Below are 21,620 nucleotides of genomic sequence, written 5' to 3' on the forward strand. Positions count from 1 at the left end.
GCTTTAACGGAACGCCCGGCGAGGGCGTTCCACTGACCACACCCAAGCATCCATGGAGGAGAAGACATGCTTGATATCAGCCCCAGAACCAAGATCGACACGGCGCTTGCAAAGCTCGAAAGGGCGCTTGCAAGCGGCGACATCGAGGCCACCGTCAACCTGTTTCAGGCCGACTGCTACTGGCGCGACCTGGTGACTTTCACCTGGAACCTGAAAACGCTGGAAGGCCACGAGCAGGTCCGCGACATGCTGGGGAGCCAGCTTGCGGCAACAAGACCATCCACCTTCGTCCAGGACACTAGGGAGGCGGCTTCCGAGGCCGGTGGCGTCACCGAGGGCTGGTTCGAGTTCGAAACCGGCGTCGCCCGTGGCTACGGCCATATCCGCCTGAAGGACGGTCTGATCTGGACGCTTCTGACCACCATGACGGAACTGAAAGGTCATGAGGAGCCGAAGGGCTTCCGCCGCCCGATGGGCGCCGAGCACGGCCATGACCGCAACCGTAAGACCTGGAAAGAAAAGCGGGAAACCGAGGCGGCCGAACTCGGCTATACCACTCAGCCCTATGTGGTGATCATCGGCGGTGGCCAGGGCGGCATCGCGCTCGGCGCGCGTCTTCGCCAGCTCGGCGTGCCGACCATCATCATCGAGAAGAACGAACGGCCAGGCGACAGCTGGCGCAAGCGCTACAAGTCACTCTGCCTGCACGACCCGGTCTGGTACGACCACCTGCCCTACATTCCCTTCCCGGAAAACTGGCCGGTCTTCACGCCGAAGGACAAGGTCGGCGACTGGCTTGAAATGTACACCCGGGTCATGGAGCTGAACTATTGGGGCTCGACCACGGCAAAGTCGGCGCAATACGACGAGACGACCGGCGAGTGGACGGTGGTGGTCGAGCGCGACGGCAAGGAAGTGGTGCTCAAGCCGAAGCAGCTGGTGATGGCGACCGGCATGTCTGGCAAGGCAAATGTTCCGAAATTCGAAGGCCAGGACATCTTCAAGGGCGAACAGCAGCATTCCTCGCAGCATCCGGGGCCGGATGCCTATGCTGGAAAGAAGGTTGTCGTCATCGGCTCGAACAATTCCGCCCATGATATCTGCGCGGCACTCTGGGAAGCGGGCGCCGACGTCACCATGCTGCAGCGGTCGTCCACCCACATCGTCAAGTCGGACTCGCTGATGGACATCGGGCTTGGCGATCTCTACTCCGAACGGGCGGTCCAGGGCGGAATGACGACGCGCAAGGCCGATCTGATCTTCGCCTCCCTGCCCTACCGGATCATGCATGAGTTCCAGATCCCAATCTACAACAAGATCCGCGAGCAGGATGCCGAGTTCTACAGGGCGCTCGAAAAGGCCGGCTTCATGCTGGATTTCGGCGATGACGATTCGGGTTTGTTCATGAAATACCTGCGCCGGGGGTCGGGCTATTACATCGATGTCGGGGCCTGCGATCTCGTCATCGACGGCTCGATCAAGCTGAAGTCGGGCGTCGATATCTCGCACCTGACGGAGAATGCCGTCGTGCTCAAGGACGGCACTGAGCTTCCAGCGGACCTCATCGTTTACGCGACCGGCTACGGCTCGATGAACGGCTGGGCCGCCGATCTCATCTCGCGCGAAGTGGCTGACAAGGTCGGCAAGTGCTGGGGCCTCGGCTCTGACACGACAAAGGACCCCGGTCCCTGGGAGGGTGAACAGCGCAACATGTGGAAGCCGACGCAACAGGAAGCGCTGTGGTTCCATGGCGGCAACCTTCACCAGTCCCGCCACTACTCGCAATACCTGGCGCTGCAGCTGAAGGCGCGCCAAGCCGGGATTGAGATCGCCGTCTACGGCCTCTCCAAGCCGCACCACCTGTCGTAAAACAAAAAGGGCGCCGGATCCACCGGCGCCCCCCACCCGCATCTTCCCGCCACTCTGGTCGTCTCGATAGTTGATGTTCCGGGCGGATGGGTGTTACCGTGGCCTTTGGCTATGCGATAGCGGTCATCTAGGATTTGAAAGGATCTGGAACCGACAACCCTCCGTTTGGGAGAGGTCCTTAGTTCGAAATCCGCGTTCTCTTTCTCGGCCTGTTTCGGGTATATAAGGCCAAACATGTCGCGCGAGTGGAGGCCCGGTTTCGGCGAGTGTCGTCTCCCGCTTTGGGCAAATGCATCTCCACGGCCCGCCCGTCAGGCTGACACCACCTCGCAGTCGGCCCGCCTTGACCGGTCTGCCGTGAGCTCACCCCGCCGCCGCCTCAGCCGTACCCATCAACACGTCCTGGCCGACGGCATCGACGAGGAAATCCAGAAGAGCACGGACACGCAACGGAACATTGCGGCGTAAGAGATAGACGACAGTGATCGGCAAACGGACAGGCGGAAAGGCCGATAACACTTTGCGTCCCGCAGCGATACCTCCACGAGCAAGAATGTGAGACAGCCCCGCCGGTCCATCGCTGGCGACCACGGCGCGATGGACCGTGCCGGCATCTTCTGCTCGCCTTGATCAGTGCAGATCGGCGGCCCTCAAATCGCGCCCCCGACGCGTGGCGATCTGGAGGCTGCGACACGTAGCGTCTACAACGGCCCGTTGTTGATTGGCCAGGACCTGGATCGGCTGACGATCACCGATAAAATAAGGATCGAAAAGTACAATCACGGCAAGCGCAGCTTTGAAAAGGTCAATTGAGGCCCAACCCTTACACCTTTTCGCAGTACGGGCAACTTGAGTGCCGTGGTAACCCATTAGCTTCCAGGAAAGCTTCGTCTGCAGTCACGGCCTCCACACTCGGCATCCGGGTGTGGAGGTTCCGCTTTGACAGGCGTTGCATGATCTGAGTGGATCAGCGCATTGAATGATCCGAACGGTGACCCACCTGAACGCTGATTCAGCGTCAGCTTTTTGCTATAGATGGCGGATTACGCACGCGCGCACCAGCTGTTCAACGAAGCAGTGCTGACGGCCGACCGTCATCAGTTGCGTGGTGGATTGTGAACTCCACCCCGTAGATGTGCTTGAGGTATTCTGTCGTCATGACCTCACGTGGCGATCCTCTGGCGATGAGGCTACCATCACGCAGAGCAATGATCTCATCGCAGTAGCGGCTCGCCATGTTGATGTCGTGGAGAACCATGACAACTGAGAGCTCCCTTGCCTTGGTGAGTTTTTGGACGAGATCTAGCACCGCGATCTGGTGTGCAATGTCGAGTGCCGAAATGGGTTCGTCGAGCAGGAGACACTTCGTATCCTGTGCGACGAGCGCGGCAATCCAGGCCCGCTGCTGCTCGCCCCCAGACAGCGTTTCGACGGAACGATCGGCAAGCGTCATCGTGCGCGTGAGTTCGAGTGCTTCCGCCACCTTTTCCTCATCCAGTCGGCCGAAAGCGCCAAGAGGACCATGCCAGGGATAACGTCCGAATTTGACGAGCTCGCGGACGCTGGTTCCAGCAGGCACCGGCGTCTGCTGTGGAAGGTAAGCAAGGCTCCTGGCGAAGTCGCGGTTCGACCAGGCTTCTAGCCGGCGTCCATCAAACAGAATTTGTCCAGTGCTGGGCCTGATTTGCCGGGCAAGCAGCCGGACCAGGGTGGACTTGCCTGACCCGTTGTGTCCGATGAGACCTATCGTCTTGCCCGTCGGAAGGTCCAGATCCAGCGGCTGCAGGATGGTGCGGCCGGTAACGGTAAAGGAAATCCCCTGCAAGGAGAACTTCGGTGCCATATTCTCGGGGACCGGGGCTGGAAGCGGCATGGGAATATGTCTCCTGCTATCGCTGGAATAAAAGGGTTTGCACGGACAAGGGCTGTTTGCTCACTGTCTCTGCTGACGGCGCAGTTGCCAGAGGAACCAGGGTCCGGCGACGAGTGCTGCCAGCAGGCTCGGCGAAAGCGCCCAGGGCCAGACAAGATTACGGCTCAGCCACTCAGCAACCGTCATCAGCAAGGCTCCGATGAGACCGCTGGCAACGCTTGCCCCCGCTGTCCTGCGAAAACCCAGGATCGCGGCAGCATGAGGCACCATCAGGCCGATGAAACTGATTGGACCGACAACCATGGTACCGGCGGCTGTCAGGATTGCGGCGAGAGCGATGCCGGTCGCGCGCACTACGGCCACACGCAGGCCGAACCCCGTAGCTGCTGCATCGCCCAGCGATATCAAGTCCATCTGCCGATAGAGCGAAATGCAGGCAAGGAGACCGGCAAGACCCACCAGGCATGCCGCGACAGACGTTGTGAGGTCCACGCCTGCGGTCATGCCTGAAAACCATCCGAGGAGCGCGGCACCTCTTTGTCCGCCGCTGGCAAGCGCGATGACGAGCATGGCATTCGCCATGCTTGCGAGACCGACGCCGAGCAGCAGCATCCGCGTGGGTTCAAAGCGCGCTCGAAGCCCAAGCAATGTCACGACCAGCAGGGCGGCAATGGCGCCTGCCGAGGTAACCGCCAGTTTCGTTGCAACCCCGAGCGTCGGAAGGATGACAAAGGCGACAGCAAGAGCGAGACCGGCACCATGGCTGATGCCAAGAAGATCGGGGCTTGCAAGGGGATTGCGCAGCAAGCGCTGCAAAATGAAGCCCGCCACAGCGAGACAGAGGCCGGCGCCGCATGCTGCCAGGAGCGGCGGGAGACGCCACCGCCAGACCAATGCCAGATCGTCCCGTCCCGCAAGTTGCCAACCTTCCGGTCCGCGTCCAACGACTGCCGCGATCGCAAATGCAGCCGATAGAAGCAGGACCAAGATCATCAGCCGCCTTCCGTCCCCCTCGCCCCGCGCCGCAAAGGCGAGCATCATTGGCCGTGGCGTATTGATCGGCGTCCTTCGCGCGAGCACGACCAGCAAGGGTCCTGCCAGGAGGCCTGCGGCCGCACCGACCGGCAGATCGCCCAGCACACTGGACAGCACACGCATGACCTGGTCCGTCAGAAGCAGAAGAAAGGCTCCCGTCACCCCGCAGCGGAGCAACCCCGCATGGGCCTCACGCCAAATAGCGCGCGCAAGCGCCGGGGCGGCCAGCCCCACGAGACCGATCTGGCCGAACTCTGCGGTGACGGACGCGGCCACCAGCGAAGCGATGAGAAGCAGGATCAGCTTCACCTTGCGCACCGAAAGACCGAGGCATGCTGCTGCACCATCACCGAGGGAGAGCAGCCGTAGCGGCCGCTCCAGGAGCAGAAGCGGACCAAGAGAGAGAGCGGCAAGCACCGTCAGACGAAGCGACGGTCCCCAACCACTCTGCTGCAACGAACCGGCCTGCCAAGTCAGGAGATTGCTGAGAAAGTCATGATTGAAAAGGACAAGGCCGGCATAAGCCGCGTTGCAGAAGAGATTGATCATCACACCGGCCAGCACCAGTGTCTGGGAAGAAAGGTGCGGCCCCCAGGCAACGGCGAAAGCGGTTGCAAGCGCAATGAGCGCCCCGGCAAGTGCCACGATCTGATATCCGTGTGACCATAAGACCGGGGCGAAGACCAGCGATGCGGCGAGACACAGTGCCGCTCCGCCGGAGATGCCGAGAAGTGACGGTTCGGCAAGCGAATTGCCGAAGGTTCTCTGAAACACACCGCCCGCCAACCCCAGAAGGCAGCCGGAAACCAGCGCAGCAACAATGCGCGGCAAAGTCGCATAGAATAGTATGGCTGGTTCTTTGACCTGGACGATGGCCAGTACGGCAAGAGCAAGAGCCGGCATGGCCAGCAGGGAGATCAGGGCGAGGCCACGCGGTAGGCTGCGTCGGGCAAGGGTGATGCTCATGGTATACCTGTTCCCAAGGGGTCTTGAAGCGCGCGCGCCAAAGCCTCGGCAAGAAGAAGCGTCGAGATACATCCCCCGAACGGATAGAATTGTTGCATGCGCACCACGCGTCCTTCACGAACCGCAGGAAGCCGATGCCAGAGCTGGCTGTCGCTCAGCGCCCTGTTCGTCTGCGGAGCAAGTGACGGGATCTCGATTTGCATGAAGACGGAATCCTCCAACGCCATCAGCTGATCGAACCCGACCTGAATGAAACCATTGGCATTGGTTGGTCCCTGCCACGCATTTTGTAGACCCAGACGGGTGACCACGGCCCCTGGCATGCTGCCATTGCCGTAGACCATGGCGCGGCTGCCGCTTTGATCCGGCAGCAAAATGCAAACCGGCCGCCCTCGTCCAACCTTGGCGGCAAGGCTCTGCATTCGCTGCTCTATGTTTGACAGGACGGCCTCGACTTCACTGGACGGAAGGCCCGCAGCACGTCCGCACTGACGAAGAATGGCTGCCGCCCGCCCGTAAGACTTATCGCCCGTCATATCCTCGACGACCTCGACCGGCGCGATTTCGTTCAGGCGCTTCGTCATGAACAGGCTAGCTGCGCCAATAAGAATGAGGTCTGGGCGGAGCCTGTCCAGCAGTTCCAGGTTGACTTCCCAGAAGGGCCCGATGTCGTAAGTCGAGGCGGGCAGGAGTTGCGGCATGCGCTGGTTGTAGTAGCCAGTATCGGCAACGGCGAGTGGCGCGACACCCAAAGCAAGAAGAGACTCGGCGGCAGCCCAATCCACGGCGGCAATGCGCCTTGCGGCCTCGGCCACAACCGGCATCGAAGGCAGAAGAGCGGCAAGGCTACCGGTGATGAAAAAGCGTCTGTTCAACATGACATTCGTGGAGGCGCGGCCTTGCGGCCGCGCCTTCCCCAATCTCAAAAATCGACGGTCAGTTTGCCGATAACGGTACGTCGATCGCCCTGATAGCAGGAGTAGCTCGCCTCGCAGGTCGAAAAGTACTTCTTGTCGAACAGGTTGGTCGCATTCAGGGAGACCTTCGCATGCTCGTTGATCCGGTAACTTGCCCCAAGGTCGACCAGCGTCCGGCTGGGCACGGAGAACGTGTTGGCATTGTTGCCGTAGACCTTGCCGACATAACGAACGCCAGCCCCGAGCGATGCGCCTTCCAGAAGGCCTGCCTCGAACGTGTAGTTCAACCAGGCTGAGGCCTGTTGTTCTGGCACGAGCATGGGGTGCTTGCCCACATTGCCGGTGGCATCGCGTGTGATCTCCGCATCGGTGTACGTGTAGGAACCGACAAAGTCCCAGCCACCGCCGAGGCTAACCTTGCCTTCCAGCTCCAGACCGCGCGAAGCGATCTCGCCCGTTGCCACAGCAAAGCCGTTGGCGAGGTAGTTCAAGACATTGGTTTTTTTGATGTCAAAATAGGCGATCGTGAACAGCCCATCGAAGCCTTCAGGCTGATACTTCAAGCCGGCTTCCCACTGGCGGCCCTTCGAGGGATCGAAGGTATTGCCGTCTTCATCCACACCGCTGTTCGGGACGAAGGACTGCGAGTAGCTGACATAGGGAGCAAGACCGAAGGACGTGACGTAGCTGAGGCCGGCGCGACCGGAAAAGTTACCGATGTTGATATCGGTATCAGCACCTGTCAGACGGTTATGCGTGTCCAGGCTGAGCCAGTCATAGCGCCCACCCAGCGTTGCGACGAAGCCATTTCCGAATTTGATCTGGTCCTGGGCGTAGATGCCTGTCTGGCTGTAGCGTTCCGCATAACTAATCATGGGCGTTGTGGGTGTCGGGACAGTGACGCCGTAGACAGGTGCGTAAGGATTCTGAGACGGCGCCGCCCCCTGGAAACGCCGGACATCGGCATCAGACCAGCTGTAATCAAGACCGAAAAGCGCTTGGTGGGATAAGGCACCCGTCTCGAACTCGGCTTGGGCCTGGTTGTCGATTGAAAAGGTATCAAAGCTCTCGTCGAAATGCCGGGCAACACGGTTAAGGCCAGATGCGGAGAGCCCAGAAAGAAAAAGGTTGTCGAGCGTGAAGTCGACATGGCCGTAACGCGCGTTCTGGCGGAATGTCCAAGTGTCGTCGAACCGGTGCTCGAACTCATAGCCGATGCTTTGTTGCTCCTGGGTACTCTGGTTGAAATTGGGGTCACCAAGGAGAATGTTTGTCGGCGTGAAGAGCATGATCGTGCCGCCGCTCTTATCCTTCAGCGCCTGACCGGTCACCGTTAGCGTGGTATCCTCATCGGGCTTCCAAGTCACCGCCGGCTGAATCATCAGCCGGTCGTCCCCAATATCTGCGCCGTTGGAATACTCAAACTGAGTGTTCGCATTCCGAGCGACGCCAATGATCCGGTAAAGAACGCTCTCTTCCTGGTTGACCGCGCCACCCAAATCGAACGCCACCTGTTTCCGGTCGTGACTTCCGTATTGCATTTCAATCTGCCGAACCGTGTCTGCTGTCGGCTTCCGCGAGGTCTTGTTGACGATGCCGCCTGCATCGCTTTGGCCGTAGAGCGACGATGATGGGCCACGCAGAACCTCGACACTATCCAGGGCGTAAGGATCAGTACGGAAGAAACTGTAGCTGCTGGAAACCTGTCTCAGCCCATCGAGATAGGAACTCGTGGCCTGAGCGTTGAAACCCCGCATCATGATCCAATCATAGCCCTTCGGATCCGGTCCATAAGTTTCGATGGCAACACCTGGAACGTAACGCAGGACCTCCGACACGCTTTGTGCGTTCTGCGCTTCCATCTGTTTGCGGCCGATGACCGACACCGATTGCGGGGTTTCTATGAGAGGCGTATTTGTCTTGAGTGCCCCAGTGGAGTTGGACGAGACAAAACTGTTCGCCCCGTTGTTGTCGCCGACAACCGTGATCGGATCGAGGACGGTGGAACCCTCGGCCGCCGCTAGACCAGCATCCGCCCCCTGGGGGCCAACCAGCGCCGCCGAGCCTGCGCCGCTGATCCTGACTGTGATGCCGGTGCCATTGACGATCTGCTGCAAGGCCGCAGTCGGTTTCATGCTGCCGGAAACGGCCGTCGAGGTCTTGCCGGCGGCCAGCACCGGCGAATAGCTGATTTGCCAGCCACTCTGGCGGATGAAGGCATTGATGGCTGCCGACAACGGCTGGGCCGGGATCTGGAAGCTGATTGTTTCCGTTGCACCAGCGACAGTCTGGGCCTGAGCCGAAGCAATACCCGGAGCAAAACCGACCATGCAGGCGAGCATGGTGGATGCGAGAAGCACAGTTTTCTGGTGCCGACGACGCTCGTCAGTCGTGATCTCAACGCGTTCTTTTTCGCCCCTTGCCATACTCGTCCTACCCCTCGTTCAACACATGGATCGGCCGCACATCAGGCGTTTCCGACCCCTCTGTCAGCAAGGACGCAGCAGGGTTTCAAAACCGGCAAAAAAAGTTGACACTCTATCGAAGGATTATCAGGCCGCCGGGAACGCGGTGGAATCCGGCCCCTGCCACGTCAGCAAGAGTCCGAACCGCGCCCTCGACATCATCGAGGCGATAATTGCCGGTCACCTTCAGCTGGTTCACCCGCTCATCAGCGACCAGGATCGCTCCACCGTGATAGCGCCGCAGTTCGTCGAGAACATCTCCGAGAGGTGCGTCTTCGAAGACGATCCGGCCTTCGCGCCAGGCGAGTGTCGCGGATGTATCGGCAGCATGAACCGGCGACACGGACGCTGCCGTTATGCTGACCGTCTCGCCCGGCTGCAGCACCGCCCTATCCTTGCCATCGCACAGACAGAGAACTTGGACACGGCCCCGCTCAAGTATGACCGCATCTTCGTTGGCGCCCGTTCTGACCGAAAAAGCCGTGCCCAGCACTTCGACCTCGCCATATCGGCCGCTAACGGTAAAGGGATGGGCGGCATCGTGTACGACATCGAGATAAGCTTCGCCACGCAGCAGGCGGATGTGACGCCGGCCGGCACCGAAGTCCAACGCCACCGCCGTGTCGGTATTGAGCAACATCATGGAGCCATCCGGCAGCAGAACTCGCCTCTGTGCTCCCGTCGCCGTAACATAATCCGCCTGGAGCGCGATTGTCAGGGCCGGGTATTGCCAGATTCCCGCAGCAATTAGAATCGAGGCGGCCAAAGCAGCAGCCCTCCGCGGCCAGCGGGGGCCGCTCGGCCGCATCAGCGCGGACCGGGCGACAGGCAGCGCTTTCACGGCTTCAAGGAAAGGTTCCGAGTTCCACACAATCTCAAGGCCTCGAAATTCTTCCTCATGTCGGGGATCCTTCGCCAGCCATGCGCGAAAATCGGCGCGCGTCGCTGCATCCTGCTTGCCGTCACGCAGCCGCAAGAACCAGCCCAGGGCCTGATCCACCACAGGATCGGTATGGGTGAAGTCGCTATCCGTACGGTCTTTGTCCTGCGCGTCCTGATGTCTCACTTAGCCGATCCACTCAAAGCGTGTTTGCAGGTTCCTGATACCTTGACGCATGAGCACATCCAATCCCGCAAAATTCTTTACAGGAACGAATAGTCGGCCCGTATTCACGGTAATCACTTTGCACGAGACTGTGAAAGGAAACGCCATCCCGTGGTCCTTACTTCCCGTCCAGACGCGCTATGGCATCCCGGCAATGGGCCATGGCGAGTTTTAGATCATTAAAGACAGTCCGTTCGGAAATGCCGAGATGTTCAGCTATGCGAAGATTGGACCATTCTTCGATGCGGCTGAGGAGCAGCACGGCCTGGGCGCGCTTCGGCAAGGTGGTAAGCGCCTGCTGAAACACGCCTAACGTCTGCCTCTCGATCAATGCCTGCTCAATCGAGGGAATGTCCGCCGAGACGGCGGCAAGGAAAGCCTCATCCAGGCCCTCCACCTCCGCTCCTGCCCGCGTCTTGCGGCGCCGTAGATGATCGAGCGCAAGATTGCGAGCGGTCTGGTGGAGGAAGCCCTCGATGTGCTCGACCCGGCCATTCTCGACCGCCTTGCGGGCACGCAGGTAAGTCTCCTGCGCCAGGTCTTCAGCTATGGAAGGATCCCGCACAATACGCATCACCGTCCACAATAGGGAGCGCCGGTGGGCGGCAAAAATCGCGTTCAAGACTGAAGGCAAGTGCGATGCCTCCTGAATGACAATTGCAACACACAGAGGGGGGCACAATTATTTATTCGGTGAGCTACCATTTACCGTTTGATACGCTTCAGGGGCATTGGGAACTCCATACATCCACGAGCTTCCCTAGCTGTCGCTCACTAAATCGCATACCAAACAGATGCAACAAAAACTTGATGAATGCATACCAGTTATTTCTTCTGGCGTGCCGAAAGAAGGCTCAGCTTGCATCAGCGATGCTGTGGTACAACCTTTTTGCAGCTTATGCGCGAGAGGATATGAGTGTCTCCTATATCCACACTCACACCACCTGCTTTTGAGTGGAATCGATCCAGTTATAATCCAAACGTCAGCAACGCCGGGATGTAGAGCCCCAATCGAATTCCCTGTTAGCGCCTAAGGGCCGAGATCGGGATAGCGGATAGGCGCTCTCCGCGTCGCGCAGAAAGCTGCTGCTGGCAGTTCTGATCTCGCTTTGCGCGAGCGGAAGCAATCGAACCATCTCCATCCGCCCTGCGAGCGAGTCCGACACACGCGGCAAGGTCATGAGATTGGCAGAACCGGTCAGAAGGAAGCGTCCCGGACGCTGGTCAGTATCGACGCTCTCCTTGATTGCGGAGAGAAGCTCCGGAGCAGGTTGGATCTCATCGATGACAGCGCGATCTATACCTCTGACAAAGCCAACAGGATCCTGAAGCGCTGCGTCCAGGGTGGTCGCATTATCAAGAGTGTAATACTCCATGGCCTGGGCAGCGATCTTCTTCGCCAGCGTCGTCTTCCCTGATTGTCGGGGCCCATCGATCAGCACAACTCGCGTGTCCGACATGGCATCGGCCACGCGTTGCTCAACGAGCCTTGGATAAAGCGCCACAGCGAACTCCTTCGATGACCATTCGCAATTACAGCGGCGACCAATTGAAAGTCACGCTATGACCATCTGAAAGATTGACGGCGCCAGATTGTAATCAGAACTTGGGGCCTGCAGCATGGCGGATGCCAGTGCAACCACGAAAACGGCTTGTCAAAGCTATTTGGAGGCACGTGCTCGCCAGCCATTTAGAAGCGCGACACTGGCCGATCCGCCCCGATCTGAGCGGCAGACCCGCGTGCATCTCTTTCCAGAAGCCGCACTGATCCATCCTGCACAGCGCAGACATCCGACAAGTGTGAGGACAGTCGTCTTACCAGACCCGGAAGGCCCCATCAGCAGCAATTCATCGCCGCCGCCCAGAATGATCTGATGGCGATCATGGTCTCGGGAGAGATCGACGCTGAGGCCAAAAAGGCAAAAGCTCCTCGAGGCTGGGGCTGAGGATCTTTCAAGCAAATTTCTGAAGTGGTGGAATTTGTAAGATCTGGTTGCGGGGGCGCATCCACACAAAAAGGGTGGACGAACGCGACGCAGCAGCAGCCACCCGCTCAGCCAAGGGCGTCAAGGAGGTCGCCGCCGAATCCCCAGCCGGCATTCCGCCCGGAGGAATTTGCCGCCGCTGCCGTCTTCCTGGCCTTCGAGCCACACTTGTATATGAAGGGAAGCAAGATCCGCGTGGATGACGGCGCCATCAGATCCATCTGAAGCCGACTTAAGCAATACGGACGGACTCGAAAATATCCGTCCCAAACTTACGCGCCCACAGCACGACATGCCATCCGATATGGAAGGCCGCGCCAACTGAATGGGTCACGCCGTCAGAAAATCCGCCATCTCCACATTGTAGAAGGTTTTCGTGCGCGGCCCCGTGATGATGGGATCAATGCGGCGCACGCATTCCAGGTAGTGCGCAGTCTTGCGGTGCTCATCAAGTGCCTCTGCGGACTTGAATACCTCGTAGATCACAAAGCTGTGGTCATCCTCGGGGTTGCGTAGCACGTCAAAGCGAAGGTTTCCGGGCTCGCGGCGGGTGCCCTCATAATTGATCCGGAAAGCATCGAGAAACTCGTCGACATGGCCTTGCTTGACGTGAATTGCGACCATTTGAATGAGCATAACTGTATCCTGACTAGTTGTTTTATCTTGAAATTCAGAGGCCGGGTGCCTTCCACATGGCCGTGGTGATGCCCTCATCGACAAGTTGGCGCTGCAATGCGTAGGCGCGTGCCCATCGGTCGCCAGCCTCATCATAGATGGCCTTATGCGCGGGGTTTGGTTCGAAATGTTTGTCCCAACGGACCCAGCTTTCCGCAGCTTCGACAAAATCGCGTCTCAGGCCAATGCCAATCGCAGCGGAAGCAGCACATCCAAGGGCGGTTGCCTCCTTCACGACGGGTGTCACGACGGGCAGCCCTGTCGCATCAGACAGGATCTGTGACCAATGGGCAGATTTCGACGCACCGGCAGCAAAAACGATTCTTTCAGGTGTCTTCCCCGTCAGCCTGAAAATCGCATCGAGATTGCGTGCAGCAACTATGGCTGCATTCTCCTGCAAGGCCCGGAAAATGGCAGCCTTGCCGGACTTGTCCGGATCGATCGAAAGGTTCAGCAAGGAAGGCGCAGCGTGGTACCAATTGCCGTAATGCATGACGTCCGAGAAAACCGGAATGATGCCGTAGGCGCCAGGAGGAATAGACGCTGACGTTTGCTCCAGCAGCGTGTAGGCGTCTCCGTCTGGTCCGGCAGCGGCCATCTCTTCCGCGCCAAAGCTGTCACGGAACCAGCGCATGACGGCGCCCACGAAGAAGCTGATTGCTTCGGCCTGGTTGAGCCCGGTTACAACATGCGGATTGATCCGAAGATCCATCGACGGATCGGATACATCAAGACCGACATTGACCACCTGCTGCCAGAACGTGCCACCAAGCACGGCGCAGTCCCCTTCCCGCACAACACCGATCGCCGCCGCACCGCTCTGGCAGTCGCCACCGCCCATGATGACGGGTGTTCCCGCCTCAAGTCCCGTTTCCAACGCGGCCTTTTCCGTCACCCTTCCGATCATCGTTCCCGGCTCGACGCTCTCTGGAAAGATGTCGTCGCGCAGACCAGCCTTGGCCATGGCGTCTGGCAGCCAATCGCGCGCCGTCAAGCTGTATAGGCCGGTCGTCCCCGCATTGGAGGGATCGCTGGCGATGACACCGGAAAGGCGGGCCAGAACCCAATCGGACAACATGCTAATGCGGTGAATGCCGCCATAGATTTCCGGCAGGTTTCGCTTGAGCCACAAAAGCCTGGGCAGAGCCCCAAGCGCAAAGGTCTGTCCGCTTTTCTCATAGAGCTCTCGCTCCAGTTCAGGGAATTCCCGCTTCAGGTCCCGCACTTCATTGACGGCGCGGCTATCGACATTGGCACAGGCCCAGATCTCCCGGCCGTTGCTATCATAGGCGACAATCGCCTCGCGCATGCTGGTCGCGCTGACAGCCTTGATATCACCAGCCTTGATGCCTGCTTCAGCGATCGCCCCGCGAATGGCATGCGAAAGAAGAGACCAGTTCCCCTCTACATCAAAATCCATGGATCCGGGGAAACGCGGATCAGCCTTGTGCCACCATTCATGCTGTGCGCTCGCCACCTGGTTTCCGTTCTCGTCGAAAATGACGGCGCGCCCGCTGCCTGTTCCGGCATCGACAGCGAGCAGATAGGAAGTGGTCATGAGTTCAGTCCTTCATTTCAAGGAGGCCGGCCGCCGTCGTCTCGTCGGTAATCAGGATCCCGACGAACTTGCCACGCAATGCGGCATGGATGGCTTGCACCTTGTGCGTACCGCCAGCTGCCGCCACGACCTTCTCGGCGCGAGACAGCGCCGCCAGTTTCACCCCGATGACCCTGTCATGCAGAGGCAGGTCGAGCGGCTCACCGCGTTCATTGTAGAATTGGCACAGGATATCGCCGACAGCACCCTTGCGGCGCAAAGGCTCGACCTCATCCGGGCTCACATAGCCGGAACGCACGACTGTCGAGGCTCCGGAGAGTTCACCAATACCCACGAGCTGGTAGGTCGCGTTGAGTGCCATATCGAGGAGATTGGCAACGGCAGGCTCTGAGGAGAGATTGCGCGCAACATCGGGATCGCGGACGACGAGCGGGGCAGGAACAAGGTGAACGCTGCTTCCCCAGTTGGCCGTGCGCATCCCGTCGACATAGGTACCGACACCCCCGGTCAGGCTGACCAGGCCGATATTGCGCTCGTTTGCCAGGTGTCCAAGGCGTTGGATCGTATTCGAAACCGTTGCCCCCCAGCCGACGGCGAGCAGATCATTCGTCTGAAGCCTTTGCATGAGGAATTGTGCTGCAGCCTGGCCAAGCCGATCACTCGGATCCTGATCGGGAAGCTGCGGAACCACATAGGCTTCCAGCAGTCCGTAACGTTCCTTGATTTGCCGCTCAAGCGTGAGGCATCCCTGATAGCGCGAGTTGATGCGCACCTGAATTATGCCCGATCGGCGCCCGCTTTCCAGGAGCCGGGACACCTTGATCCGCGACATGTTGAGCTTGTCGCCGATCTCATTCTGCGTCAGGCCGTCGTTATAATAGTACCATGCGATCCGCGTGAGGATTTCCTCATCTGCGTCCGCATAACTCCATTCACGATTTTCCGATGCCATGCGCCAGGGCTCCCTCGGCCTTTATTGATCATTTGCATATCAAATAAACATTTGATCCGTCAACGTCGACGTTGATGGAAAAAATTCCACCATGCCTAATCAGTTGATTTCCGCCGAAAATTCATTGTTTGCAGCGCAATATAACGTCGTTGGCAAAAAGATGGGTCTCGTGAACATGTTGACGAATTCGTATCATTGTGATCACTTGATTGTCACGAGATACATATGAACAGGTGCGGCATGACAGGTAGCCAGACGACCGGGAGGGTCGCGAAGCTCACCGAAATCTGGAAATCCTTCGGCGCAATCCCCGTGCTGAAAGGCGTTTCGCTCGATTTGCAAGCCGGAGAGGTTCACGCCCTCCTCGGCGGCAATGGCGCAGGCAAATCCACGCTTATGAAGATCATGTCTGGCGTGATCGCGGCCAATTCAGGCTCGATCGAGATCGACGGACAGGCACTAACACATGCATCACCCGCTCAGGCCCAGGCACTCGGTCTCTATCTCGTGCCGCAGGAAGCGCACATTCTGCCCAACCAGACTGTTCTGGATAACATCTGCCTTGGCCTCCGGCCCTCGCCACAGACCCTTCGCCCCCGTGTCGAGCAACTCATCGCCGAGCTCTCCGTAACGCTTGATCTCGATGGACAGGCTGCAGCCCTGGAGATTGCAGAACGACAGATCGTCGAGATCTTGCGTGGCCTTGTTCGTGACGCACGCGTCCTCATTCTCGATGAACCCACATCCGCGCTGACCCCGTTCGAAACCAGCGCATTGTTTGACCGCGTTCGAAAACTGCAGGCGCAGGGGGTCGGCATATTCTTCATCTCCCACAAGCTACGTGAGATCCGGGAAATCTGCGGGACAATCAGCGTCTTGCGGGATGGTCTTATCGTGCTTTCAGGGTCTCTCGACAGTTATACCGATGCAGCCATCGTCGAAGCGATGAGTCGGGTCCAGATCGGCGCGACACCTTCGAGGATTCGAGAGCAACGCGTCGCAGACAACACTGATGCGCCTCGCCTTTCCGTGTCCGGATTGAGTGGTGAAGGATTTCAGGACATCAGTCTTCAGGTCCGCAGTGGCGAGATCCTGGGGCTTGCCGGCGTCGTTGGCGCGGGACGAACAGAGCTCGCCGAGACCCTGTTCGGCCTGAGACATCAGTCGGCAGGAACAGTCACACTTGATGGACAGGAGCTCAGGAAGAGGTCTCCACGCCTCTGCATCGATCGCGGGCTCGTCTATTTGCCGGAGGATCGCCAGCAGCATGGGCTCTTCCTCGAAGCCCCTCTCTTCTGGAACGTCTCCTCTTATCTCGTGCACCGCCTGCCCTTCTTCCTGCGGCCAGGCTCAGAGAAAAAGAGCTTCGAGGCGTTTCGTCAGTCCATGGGCATCAAATGCAACGGCGCCGGCCAGGAGGCGCGCGGCCTGTCGGGCGGCAACCAGCAAAAGGTATTGATGGCAAAATGCCTGGCGGTGCAGCCAAAGGTGCTGATCCTCGACGAACCCACACGTGGCGTCGACGTGGCGGCGCGCAACGACATCTATAATCTCATCGAAAAACTCGCTCTCGAAGGCGTGGCGATCATCCTGATCTCCTCCGACTTCGACGAAATCGAGCAACTGGCCGACCGGGTCGAAGTCATGGCCTTCGGACGGCAAGGTGGCGAACTGAAGAACGACATCTCGGTCGATGCGATTGCGCGGCTTGCCTTCGGCGCTTCGGAGGCCCGTCATGCTTGACCTTTTTGCCAAGAACCGCGTCGCAACCCTCCTTGTCGTTCTTGCCCTTGCCTATGCCGCCATCGGCGCTGCGGCACCGGGCTACCTGTCAGGCGCCACGCTTTCCTCTGTCCTTTCGAGCAGCCTTGTCCTCATGCTGATCTCGCTCGGCACCATGATCGTCATCCTGACGCGTAACATCGACGTCTCGAGTGGCTCGGTCCTCGGTTTGAGCGCAGCCATTCTCGGTCTCTCGCTGAATGCCGGCATGAGCCTGCCGCTGGCAATCGCTGCATGCCTTCTGACAGGCGCCCTCGCCGGCGCATTCAACGGTCTGATGGTGGCCTATCTCGGCATCCCCTCCATCGTGGCGACACTTGGAACACTTGGCCTCTACCGTGGAATCATGCTGGTCATGACGGGCGGTCGGTGGATCGAGGACCTCCCACAAGGCTTGAAGGCACTGGCTGCCAATCTCGGCTTTGGCTTTTCCTCTCTTACGGTCGTCGTCCTCGCGCTCGTCGTTCTGACCTGGATTGGCCTTCGCAAGACAAGGTTCGGTCGCTTCTTCTACGCTGTCGGCGACAACAAGGCGGCCGCTCACCACCTGGGAGTCCCGGTGCGCCGTGTCCAGTTTGCAGCTTTCGTGGCGACAGGCATCTGCTCCGCTCTCGCCGGCCTCGTCTTTGCAGCCCAGATCGGATTCATCCCGAACCAGGCTGGCAATGGCATCGAGTTGAAGGCGATTGCCGTCAACGTGCTCGGCGGCGTCAGCCTTCTTGGTGGCACAGGCTCGGTCGCTGGCGTCTTTGCCGCAGTGATCTTCATCACCTCGATCGACAGTGCTCTCGTCTTCCTGAAAATTCCCGCCTACTGGAACGACTTCATCGCCGGCGCACTGCTCTTGAGCGTGTTGCTGCTTGATGGCCGGATCCGGCAGTTGATTGATCGGCGCATCCGTGCCCGCCGCTACGCGATCCATGAGCGTTTGCCATCTCACGAACAGACAACTGCACGCACTGCGGAGGCTGCCCGATGAAGCATCTCTTCTTCCGATGGGAGACGGCACTCTTTGCCATGCTTGTTGTCGAGCTCGCAGTCTTCGGGCTTATCAATCCAAGGTTCCTCAATGTCGCGAACCTTGTCTACGGTACGTCCGACTTCATCCAGATCGGGATGGTCGCCCTGCCGCTGACCCTGGTCATCATAGCCGGCGGTATTGACGTCTCCTTCGCTTCGGTGATCGGCCTGGCTGCCATCATCTTCGGCGTTGCTACATTCTACGGCGTCCCCTTACCGCTGGCGATCGCTTTGGCACTCGCGACGGGCGGCATTTGTGGCCTGTTCAATGCGACGCTCATTCACCTGTCGAAGATCCAGCCCCTCGTTGTCACACTGGGAAGCCTTTATCTGTTCCAGGGCACGGCCACAGTTGCATCCGGCCTTGTCGGGGCTGGTGGCTACGAGGGAATTGGCAACTTCCCTGAGGCTTTCAATGCCTTCGGATATGCCGAGTTTCTCGGACTACCTACGTCGCTCGCACTCTTCCTCGCGCTCGCATTTGTCCTTGTTGTCCTGCTGCATTTCACCCGCTTCGGTCGCACTGTCTTCCTCGCGGGGCTGTCCGAGGACGCCGCACGCTTCGCCGGTATTCCGGTCAGGCGCGTTCAGACGATCACCTATGTGATCACAGGCCTTTCGGCAGCGATCGCCGGCCTCGTGATGTCGGCCTATTTCGGTTCAGCCCGTGTCGATCTGGGTTCCGCAACACTGCTGCCGGCAGTCACTGCAGCCGTACTCGGTGGCGCATCGATCTATGGTGGCCAGGGATCAATCCTCGGCACGCTCCTTGCAACATTCGTCATCGGCTATCTGCAGCAGGGTCTGCAGGCAGCCGGGGTTCCCAGCCAGATTTCCAGCGCACTTTCGGGAGGGTTGCTGGTTGTCGCGGTCGCATTGCGCCATGGGAGCGCAATGCTGGCCGATTTCATCGCCGTTGCCCGGCAACAGAAAAAGCCTACGGCAACGGTCACTTCAGGAGGAGAAAGTAAATGATCAAGACCATGTTGAAATCGGGCGCTCTGGCGAGCGTTCTTGCAGCCGGAACGATGCTCGGCGCAGGCTCGGCCAGTGCCGAAAACCAGATTGCCTTCATCCCCAAGCTGGTCGGTGTCGGCTTCTTCACCTCGGGTGGCGCAGGTGCCGTCAAAGCCGGCGAAGAGCTCGGCGCCAAGGTAACCTATGACGGACCGACTGAGCCGAGTGTTTCGGGCCAGGTCCAGTTCATCAACAATTACGTCAACCAGGGCTACAATGCCCTGATCGTGTCATCGGTTTCGCCCGACGGCCTGTGCCCTGCCCTGAAGCGTGCCATGGAACGCGATGTTCTGGTGATGACCTGGGACAGCGACGTCAATCCGGATTGCCGCAGCTACTACATCAACCAGGGAACGCCGGAGCAACTCGGTAGCCTGCTGGTCGAGATGGCAGCAGAAGGCGTGACGAAGGAAAAGGCAAAGGTCGCCTTCTTCTACTCGAGCCCCACCGTCACCGACCAGAATGCCTGGGCGGAAGCGGCAAAGCAGAAGATTGCCAAGGAGCACCCGGGTTGGGAGATCGTCACCACACAATACGGTTACAATGACGCGCAGAAGTCCCTGCAGACAGCCGAAAGCATTCTGCAGACCTATCCCGACCTCGATGCGATCATCGCTCCCGATGCCAACGCGCTTCCCGCTGCAGCGCAGGCCGCCGAGAACCTCAAGCGCGCCGAAGGTGTAACGATTGTCGGCTTCTCCACGCCGAATGTCATGCGCCCCTATATCGAGCGCGGCACGATCCAGCGTTTCGGTCTCTGGGACGTCACGCAACAGGGCAAGATCTCCGTCTACGTCGCCGATCACGTCCTGAAGAACGGACCGATGAAGGTTGGCGACAAGCTGGAAATCCCGGGCGTCGGCACCGTCGAAGTCTCAGCAAACAGCGTCCAGGGTTACGACTACGAGGCGGAGGGCAATGGCATCATCCTGCTTCCGGAGCGGACCGTCTTTACCAAGGACAACATCGGCAACTTCGACTTCTAACAAACTGCCGAACGCACGGCGGGCGGCTTCGGCTGCCCGCCGACTTCATTCAAAAGATAGGATATGCCGATGCAAAGCCGCTGGAACGACGAAGACGCAAACGCTTATGTGGAAGCCGCACGCGCTGCCGGCCAAAGTGATGCCCTCGGCCTTCGGATCTACTCCTCCCGCATCATCGGTGGCGATCCGGACCTCGTCCTGCACGGAGGAGGCAACACATCGGTGAAGGTTGTCGCCGACGATGGCTCTAAACTCATGCACATCAAAGGCAGCGGATGGGATCTCGACACGATCGAAGCGCCGGGGCTTCCTGCCGTGCACCTCGCTCCCCTGCTTGAGGTGCGCGATGGGTCAAAGCTCTCCGATCCCGACATGGTCACGCTGCTACGCCGGAACCTGATCTCAGCGGATGCACCGAACCCGTCGGTCGAGGCGTTGCTGCATGCCTTCCTGCCCTTCACTTTTGTTGATCACACACACGCGACGGCCATTCTTGCGCTGGCGGACCAACCGGACATGCGCGAAGCCGTAAAGCGCATCTACGGCAGCCGCGTCGCTTATGTCCCTTACGTCATGCCTGGATTTGACCTCTCTATTGCAGGCGACATTATCTATCGGGAAAATCCGGGCTGCGAGGGGCTATGGCTTGAAAACCACGGGCTTTTCACCTTTGCGAATGACTCCCGTACGTCCTATGAGCTGATGATTGAATTCGTGACGATGGCGGAGGAAGAGCTTGCCCGAGCCGGTGTCACTCTCACTGGACCGCAAAACAATGACGGGCAGCAAGACCAGGACCTCAGGTTTCGTTTGGAAAGCGCCCTCTCCCAGCCTGACTCACCATTCGAGAAAGCCATCTTCTTGGACTATCGCTCGACATCCGCCATCAGGGACTATGCCGCCAGAGAGAATCTCGATGAGATCGCACAGAGAGGCACGGTGACACCAGATCACGTCATCCGGATCAAGCCTTGGCCGATGATCATTGACGCCGACGCAAGTGACGCGGCTATCAACAAGGCGCTCGATGGCTACGCCATCCGCTATAGAGCGTACTTCGAGCGCAATGCCGCACGCCAAAGCGAGCCAAAGCAGATGCTCGATGTCTATCCCCGTGTCATCATTGTTCGCCACCAGGGCATGTATGCGCTTGGAAGTACAGAAAAAGCGGCAAGGATCGGCGGAGACCTCTGCGAGCAAGCGACACGTGCAATCAATGCGGCCGAGGCTTACGGCCGGTTCACCCCGATCGGGGAAGCCGATCTCTTCGATATGGAGTACTGGTCACTTGAGCAGGCCAAGCTGAAGCTGGCGGCAAACTGAAAGGTGCCACAACGACGTCGTGCGCGCCTGATCTTCGACGGGATAACTGCCGACCTGTAATTTTAGGCATTCCACCAGGTCCAATTTTGTTA

The 21,620-nt window shown here is 59.2% G+C and carries 16 protein-coding genes and 1 pseudogene; 6 read left to right on the forward strand and 11 right to left on the reverse strand.

Annotation, left to right across the window (positions count from 1 at the left end):
• Positions 1–66 precede the first annotated feature (66 nt).
• Entirely contained in the window at positions 67–1,869 is a 1,803-nt protein-coding gene (locus QWE_RS19245) for an NAD(P)/FAD-dependent oxidoreductase (protein WP_006727845.1), read from the forward strand.
• A gap of 363 nt (positions 1,870–2,232) precedes the next feature.
• Here the strand turns inward: QWE_RS19245 and QWE_RS25600 are convergent, their stop codons facing one another.
• The 11 genes and pseudogenes from QWE_RS25600 to QWE_RS19300 form a co-directional block, all read right to left on the reverse strand.
• Positions 2,233–2,388 carry a hypothetical protein gene (locus QWE_RS25600; RefSeq protein ID WP_193353715.1) on the reverse strand — a complete coding sequence of 52 codons (156 nt, stop codon included), beginning with the start codon at positions 2,386–2,388 and terminating at the stop codon, positions 2,233–2,235.
• 547 nt (positions 2,389–2,935) lie between these two features.
• Positions 2,936–3,742: an ABC transporter ATP-binding protein gene (locus QWE_RS19255; RefSeq protein WP_006727846.1), complete on the reverse strand. Its 807-nt coding sequence runs from the start codon at positions 3,740–3,742 to the stop codon at positions 2,936–2,938.
• A gap of 60 nt (positions 3,743–3,802) precedes the next feature.
• Positions 3,803–5,743 (reverse strand): Fe(3+)-hydroxamate ABC transporter permease FhuB, encoded by a 1,941-nt coding sequence (gene fhuB / locus QWE_RS19260; protein ID WP_006727847.1) that lies wholly within the window; start codon positions 5,741–5,743, stop codon positions 3,803–3,805.
• On the reverse strand, positions 5,740–6,663 hold the full coding sequence (locus tag QWE_RS19265; RefSeq protein ID WP_202802997.1) for an ABC transporter substrate-binding protein: 924 nt from the start codon (positions 6,661–6,663) through the stop codon (positions 5,740–5,742). The genes fhuB and QWE_RS19265 overlap by 4 nt, the downstream gene beginning before the upstream one ends.
• A gap of 2 nt (positions 6,664–6,665) precedes the next feature.
• Positions 6,666–9,086, reverse strand: a complete 2,421-nt coding sequence (locus tag QWE_RS19270; RefSeq protein WP_006727849.1) for a TonB-dependent siderophore receptor — start codon at positions 9,084–9,086, stop codon at positions 6,666–6,668.
• Between the two features lie 112 nt (positions 9,087–9,198).
• A complete protein-coding gene (locus tag QWE_RS19275) occupies positions 9,199–10,191 on the reverse strand; it encodes a FecR family protein (RefSeq protein WP_006727850.1) in 993 nt (330 codons plus the stop codon).
• A gap of 157 nt (positions 10,192–10,348) precedes the next feature.
• Positions 10,349–10,852 carry an RNA polymerase sigma factor gene (locus QWE_RS19280; RefSeq protein WP_006727851.1) on the reverse strand — a complete coding sequence of 168 codons (504 nt, stop codon included), beginning with the start codon at positions 10,850–10,852 and terminating at the stop codon, positions 10,349–10,351.
• A gap of 445 nt (positions 10,853–11,297) precedes the next feature.
• Positions 11,298–11,735: pseudogene (locus QWE_RS19285) on the reverse strand (ATP-binding protein); the annotation flags it as partial.
• 810 nt (positions 11,736–12,545) lie between these two features.
• Entirely contained in the window at positions 12,546–12,851 is a 306-nt protein-coding gene (locus QWE_RS19290; RefSeq protein WP_006727853.1) for an antibiotic biosynthesis monooxygenase, read from the reverse strand.
• Between the two features lie 34 nt (positions 12,852–12,885).
• A complete protein-coding gene (gene lsrK, locus QWE_RS19295) occupies positions 12,886–14,448 on the reverse strand; it encodes an autoinducer-2 kinase (RefSeq protein WP_006727854.1) in 1,563 nt (520 codons plus the stop codon).
• A gap of 4 nt (positions 14,449–14,452) precedes the next feature.
• Positions 14,453–15,400 (reverse strand): sugar-binding transcriptional regulator, encoded by a 948-nt coding sequence (locus QWE_RS19300; RefSeq protein ID WP_006727855.1) that lies wholly within the window; start codon positions 15,398–15,400, stop codon positions 14,453–14,455.
• Positions 15,401–15,640: 240 nt separating this feature from the next.
• On the opposite strand from QWE_RS19300, the gene lsrA reads away from it, so the two are divergent.
• The 5 genes from lsrA to QWE_RS19325 all read left to right on the forward strand — a co-directional run bounded on the left by lsrA (position 15,641) and on the right by QWE_RS19325 (position 21,528).
• The gene (gene lsrA, locus QWE_RS19305; RefSeq protein WP_040300702.1) at positions 15,641–17,143 is read left to right on the forward strand and encodes an autoinducer 2 ABC transporter ATP-binding protein LsrA; all 1,503 of its coding nucleotides are present in this window, start codon (positions 15,641–15,643) and stop codon (positions 17,141–17,143) included.
• A complete protein-coding gene (lsrC, locus tag QWE_RS19310) occupies positions 17,136–18,161 on the forward strand; it encodes an autoinducer 2 ABC transporter permease LsrC (RefSeq protein ID WP_006727857.1) in 1,026 nt (341 codons plus the stop codon). Before lsrA ends, lsrC begins: the two co-directional genes overlap by 8 nt.
• Complete coding sequence (locus QWE_RS19315) at positions 18,158–19,177, forward strand: ABC transporter permease subunit (RefSeq protein WP_006727858.1); 1,020 nt, start codon at positions 18,158–18,160, stop codon at positions 19,175–19,177. The genes lsrC and QWE_RS19315 overlap by 4 nt, the downstream gene beginning before the upstream one ends.
• Positions 19,174–20,205, forward strand: a complete 1,032-nt coding sequence (gene lsrB, locus QWE_RS19320; RefSeq protein WP_006727859.1) for an autoinducer 2 ABC transporter substrate-binding protein LsrB — start codon at positions 19,174–19,176, stop codon at positions 20,203–20,205. The genes QWE_RS19315 and lsrB overlap by 4 nt, the downstream gene beginning before the upstream one ends.
• 69 nt (positions 20,206–20,274) lie before the next feature.
• Positions 20,275–21,528 (forward strand): class II aldolase, encoded by a 1,254-nt coding sequence (locus tag QWE_RS19325; protein WP_040300680.1) that lies wholly within the window; start codon positions 20,275–20,277, stop codon positions 21,526–21,528.
• The last annotated feature ends 92 nt before the right edge of the window (positions 21,529–21,620 follow it).

Origin of the sequence: Agrobacterium albertimagni AOL15 (assembly GCF_000300855.1) — a bacterium.
In the GTDB taxonomy this organism is placed as follows: Bacteria; Pseudomonadota; Alphaproteobacteria; order Rhizobiales; family Rhizobiaceae; genus Allorhizobium; species Allorhizobium albertimagni.

Excerpts from the sequence above, each read along its gene's own strand:
- lsrC (WP_006727857.1), top strand. The coding sequence starts at position 17,136 with ATGCTTGACCTTTTTGCCAAGAACCGCGTCGCAACCCTCCTTGTCGTT.
- fhuB (WP_006727847.1), bottom strand. The coding sequence starts at position 5,743 with ATGAGCATCACCCTTGCCCGACGCAGCCTACCGCGTGGCCTCGCCCTG.
- QWE_RS19255 (WP_006727846.1), bottom strand. The coding sequence starts at position 3,742 with ATGCCGCTTCCAGCCCCGGTCCCCGAGAATATGGCACCGAAGTTCTCC.
- QWE_RS19315 (WP_006727858.1), top strand. The coding sequence starts at position 18,158 with ATGAAGCATCTCTTCTTCCGATGGGAGACGGCACTCTTTGCCATGCTT.
- QWE_RS19245 (WP_006727845.1), top strand. The coding sequence starts at position 67 with ATGCTTGATATCAGCCCCAGAACCAAGATCGACACGGCGCTTGCAAAG.
- QWE_RS19300 (WP_006727855.1), bottom strand. The coding sequence starts at position 15,400 with ATGGCATCGGAAAATCGTGAATGGAGTTATGCGGACGCAGATGAGGAA.
- QWE_RS19290 (WP_006727853.1), bottom strand. The coding sequence starts at position 12,851 with ATGCTCATTCAAATGGTCGCAATTCACGTCAAGCAAGGCCATGTCGAC.
- QWE_RS19325 (WP_040300680.1), top strand. The coding sequence starts at position 20,275 with ATGCAAAGCCGCTGGAACGACGAAGACGCAAACGCTTATGTGGAAGCC.
- lsrB (WP_006727859.1), top strand. The coding sequence starts at position 19,174 with ATGATCAAGACCATGTTGAAATCGGGCGCTCTGGCGAGCGTTCTTGCA.
- lsrK (WP_006727854.1), bottom strand. The coding sequence starts at position 14,448 with ATGACCACTTCCTATCTGCTCGCTGTCGATGCCGGAACAGGCAGCGGG.
- QWE_RS19270 (WP_006727849.1), bottom strand. The coding sequence starts at position 9,086 with ATGGCAAGGGGCGAAAAAGAACGCGTTGAGATCACGACTGACGAGCGT.
- lsrA (WP_040300702.1), top strand. The coding sequence starts at position 15,641 with ATGACAGGTAGCCAGACGACCGGGAGGGTCGCGAAGCTCACCGAAATC.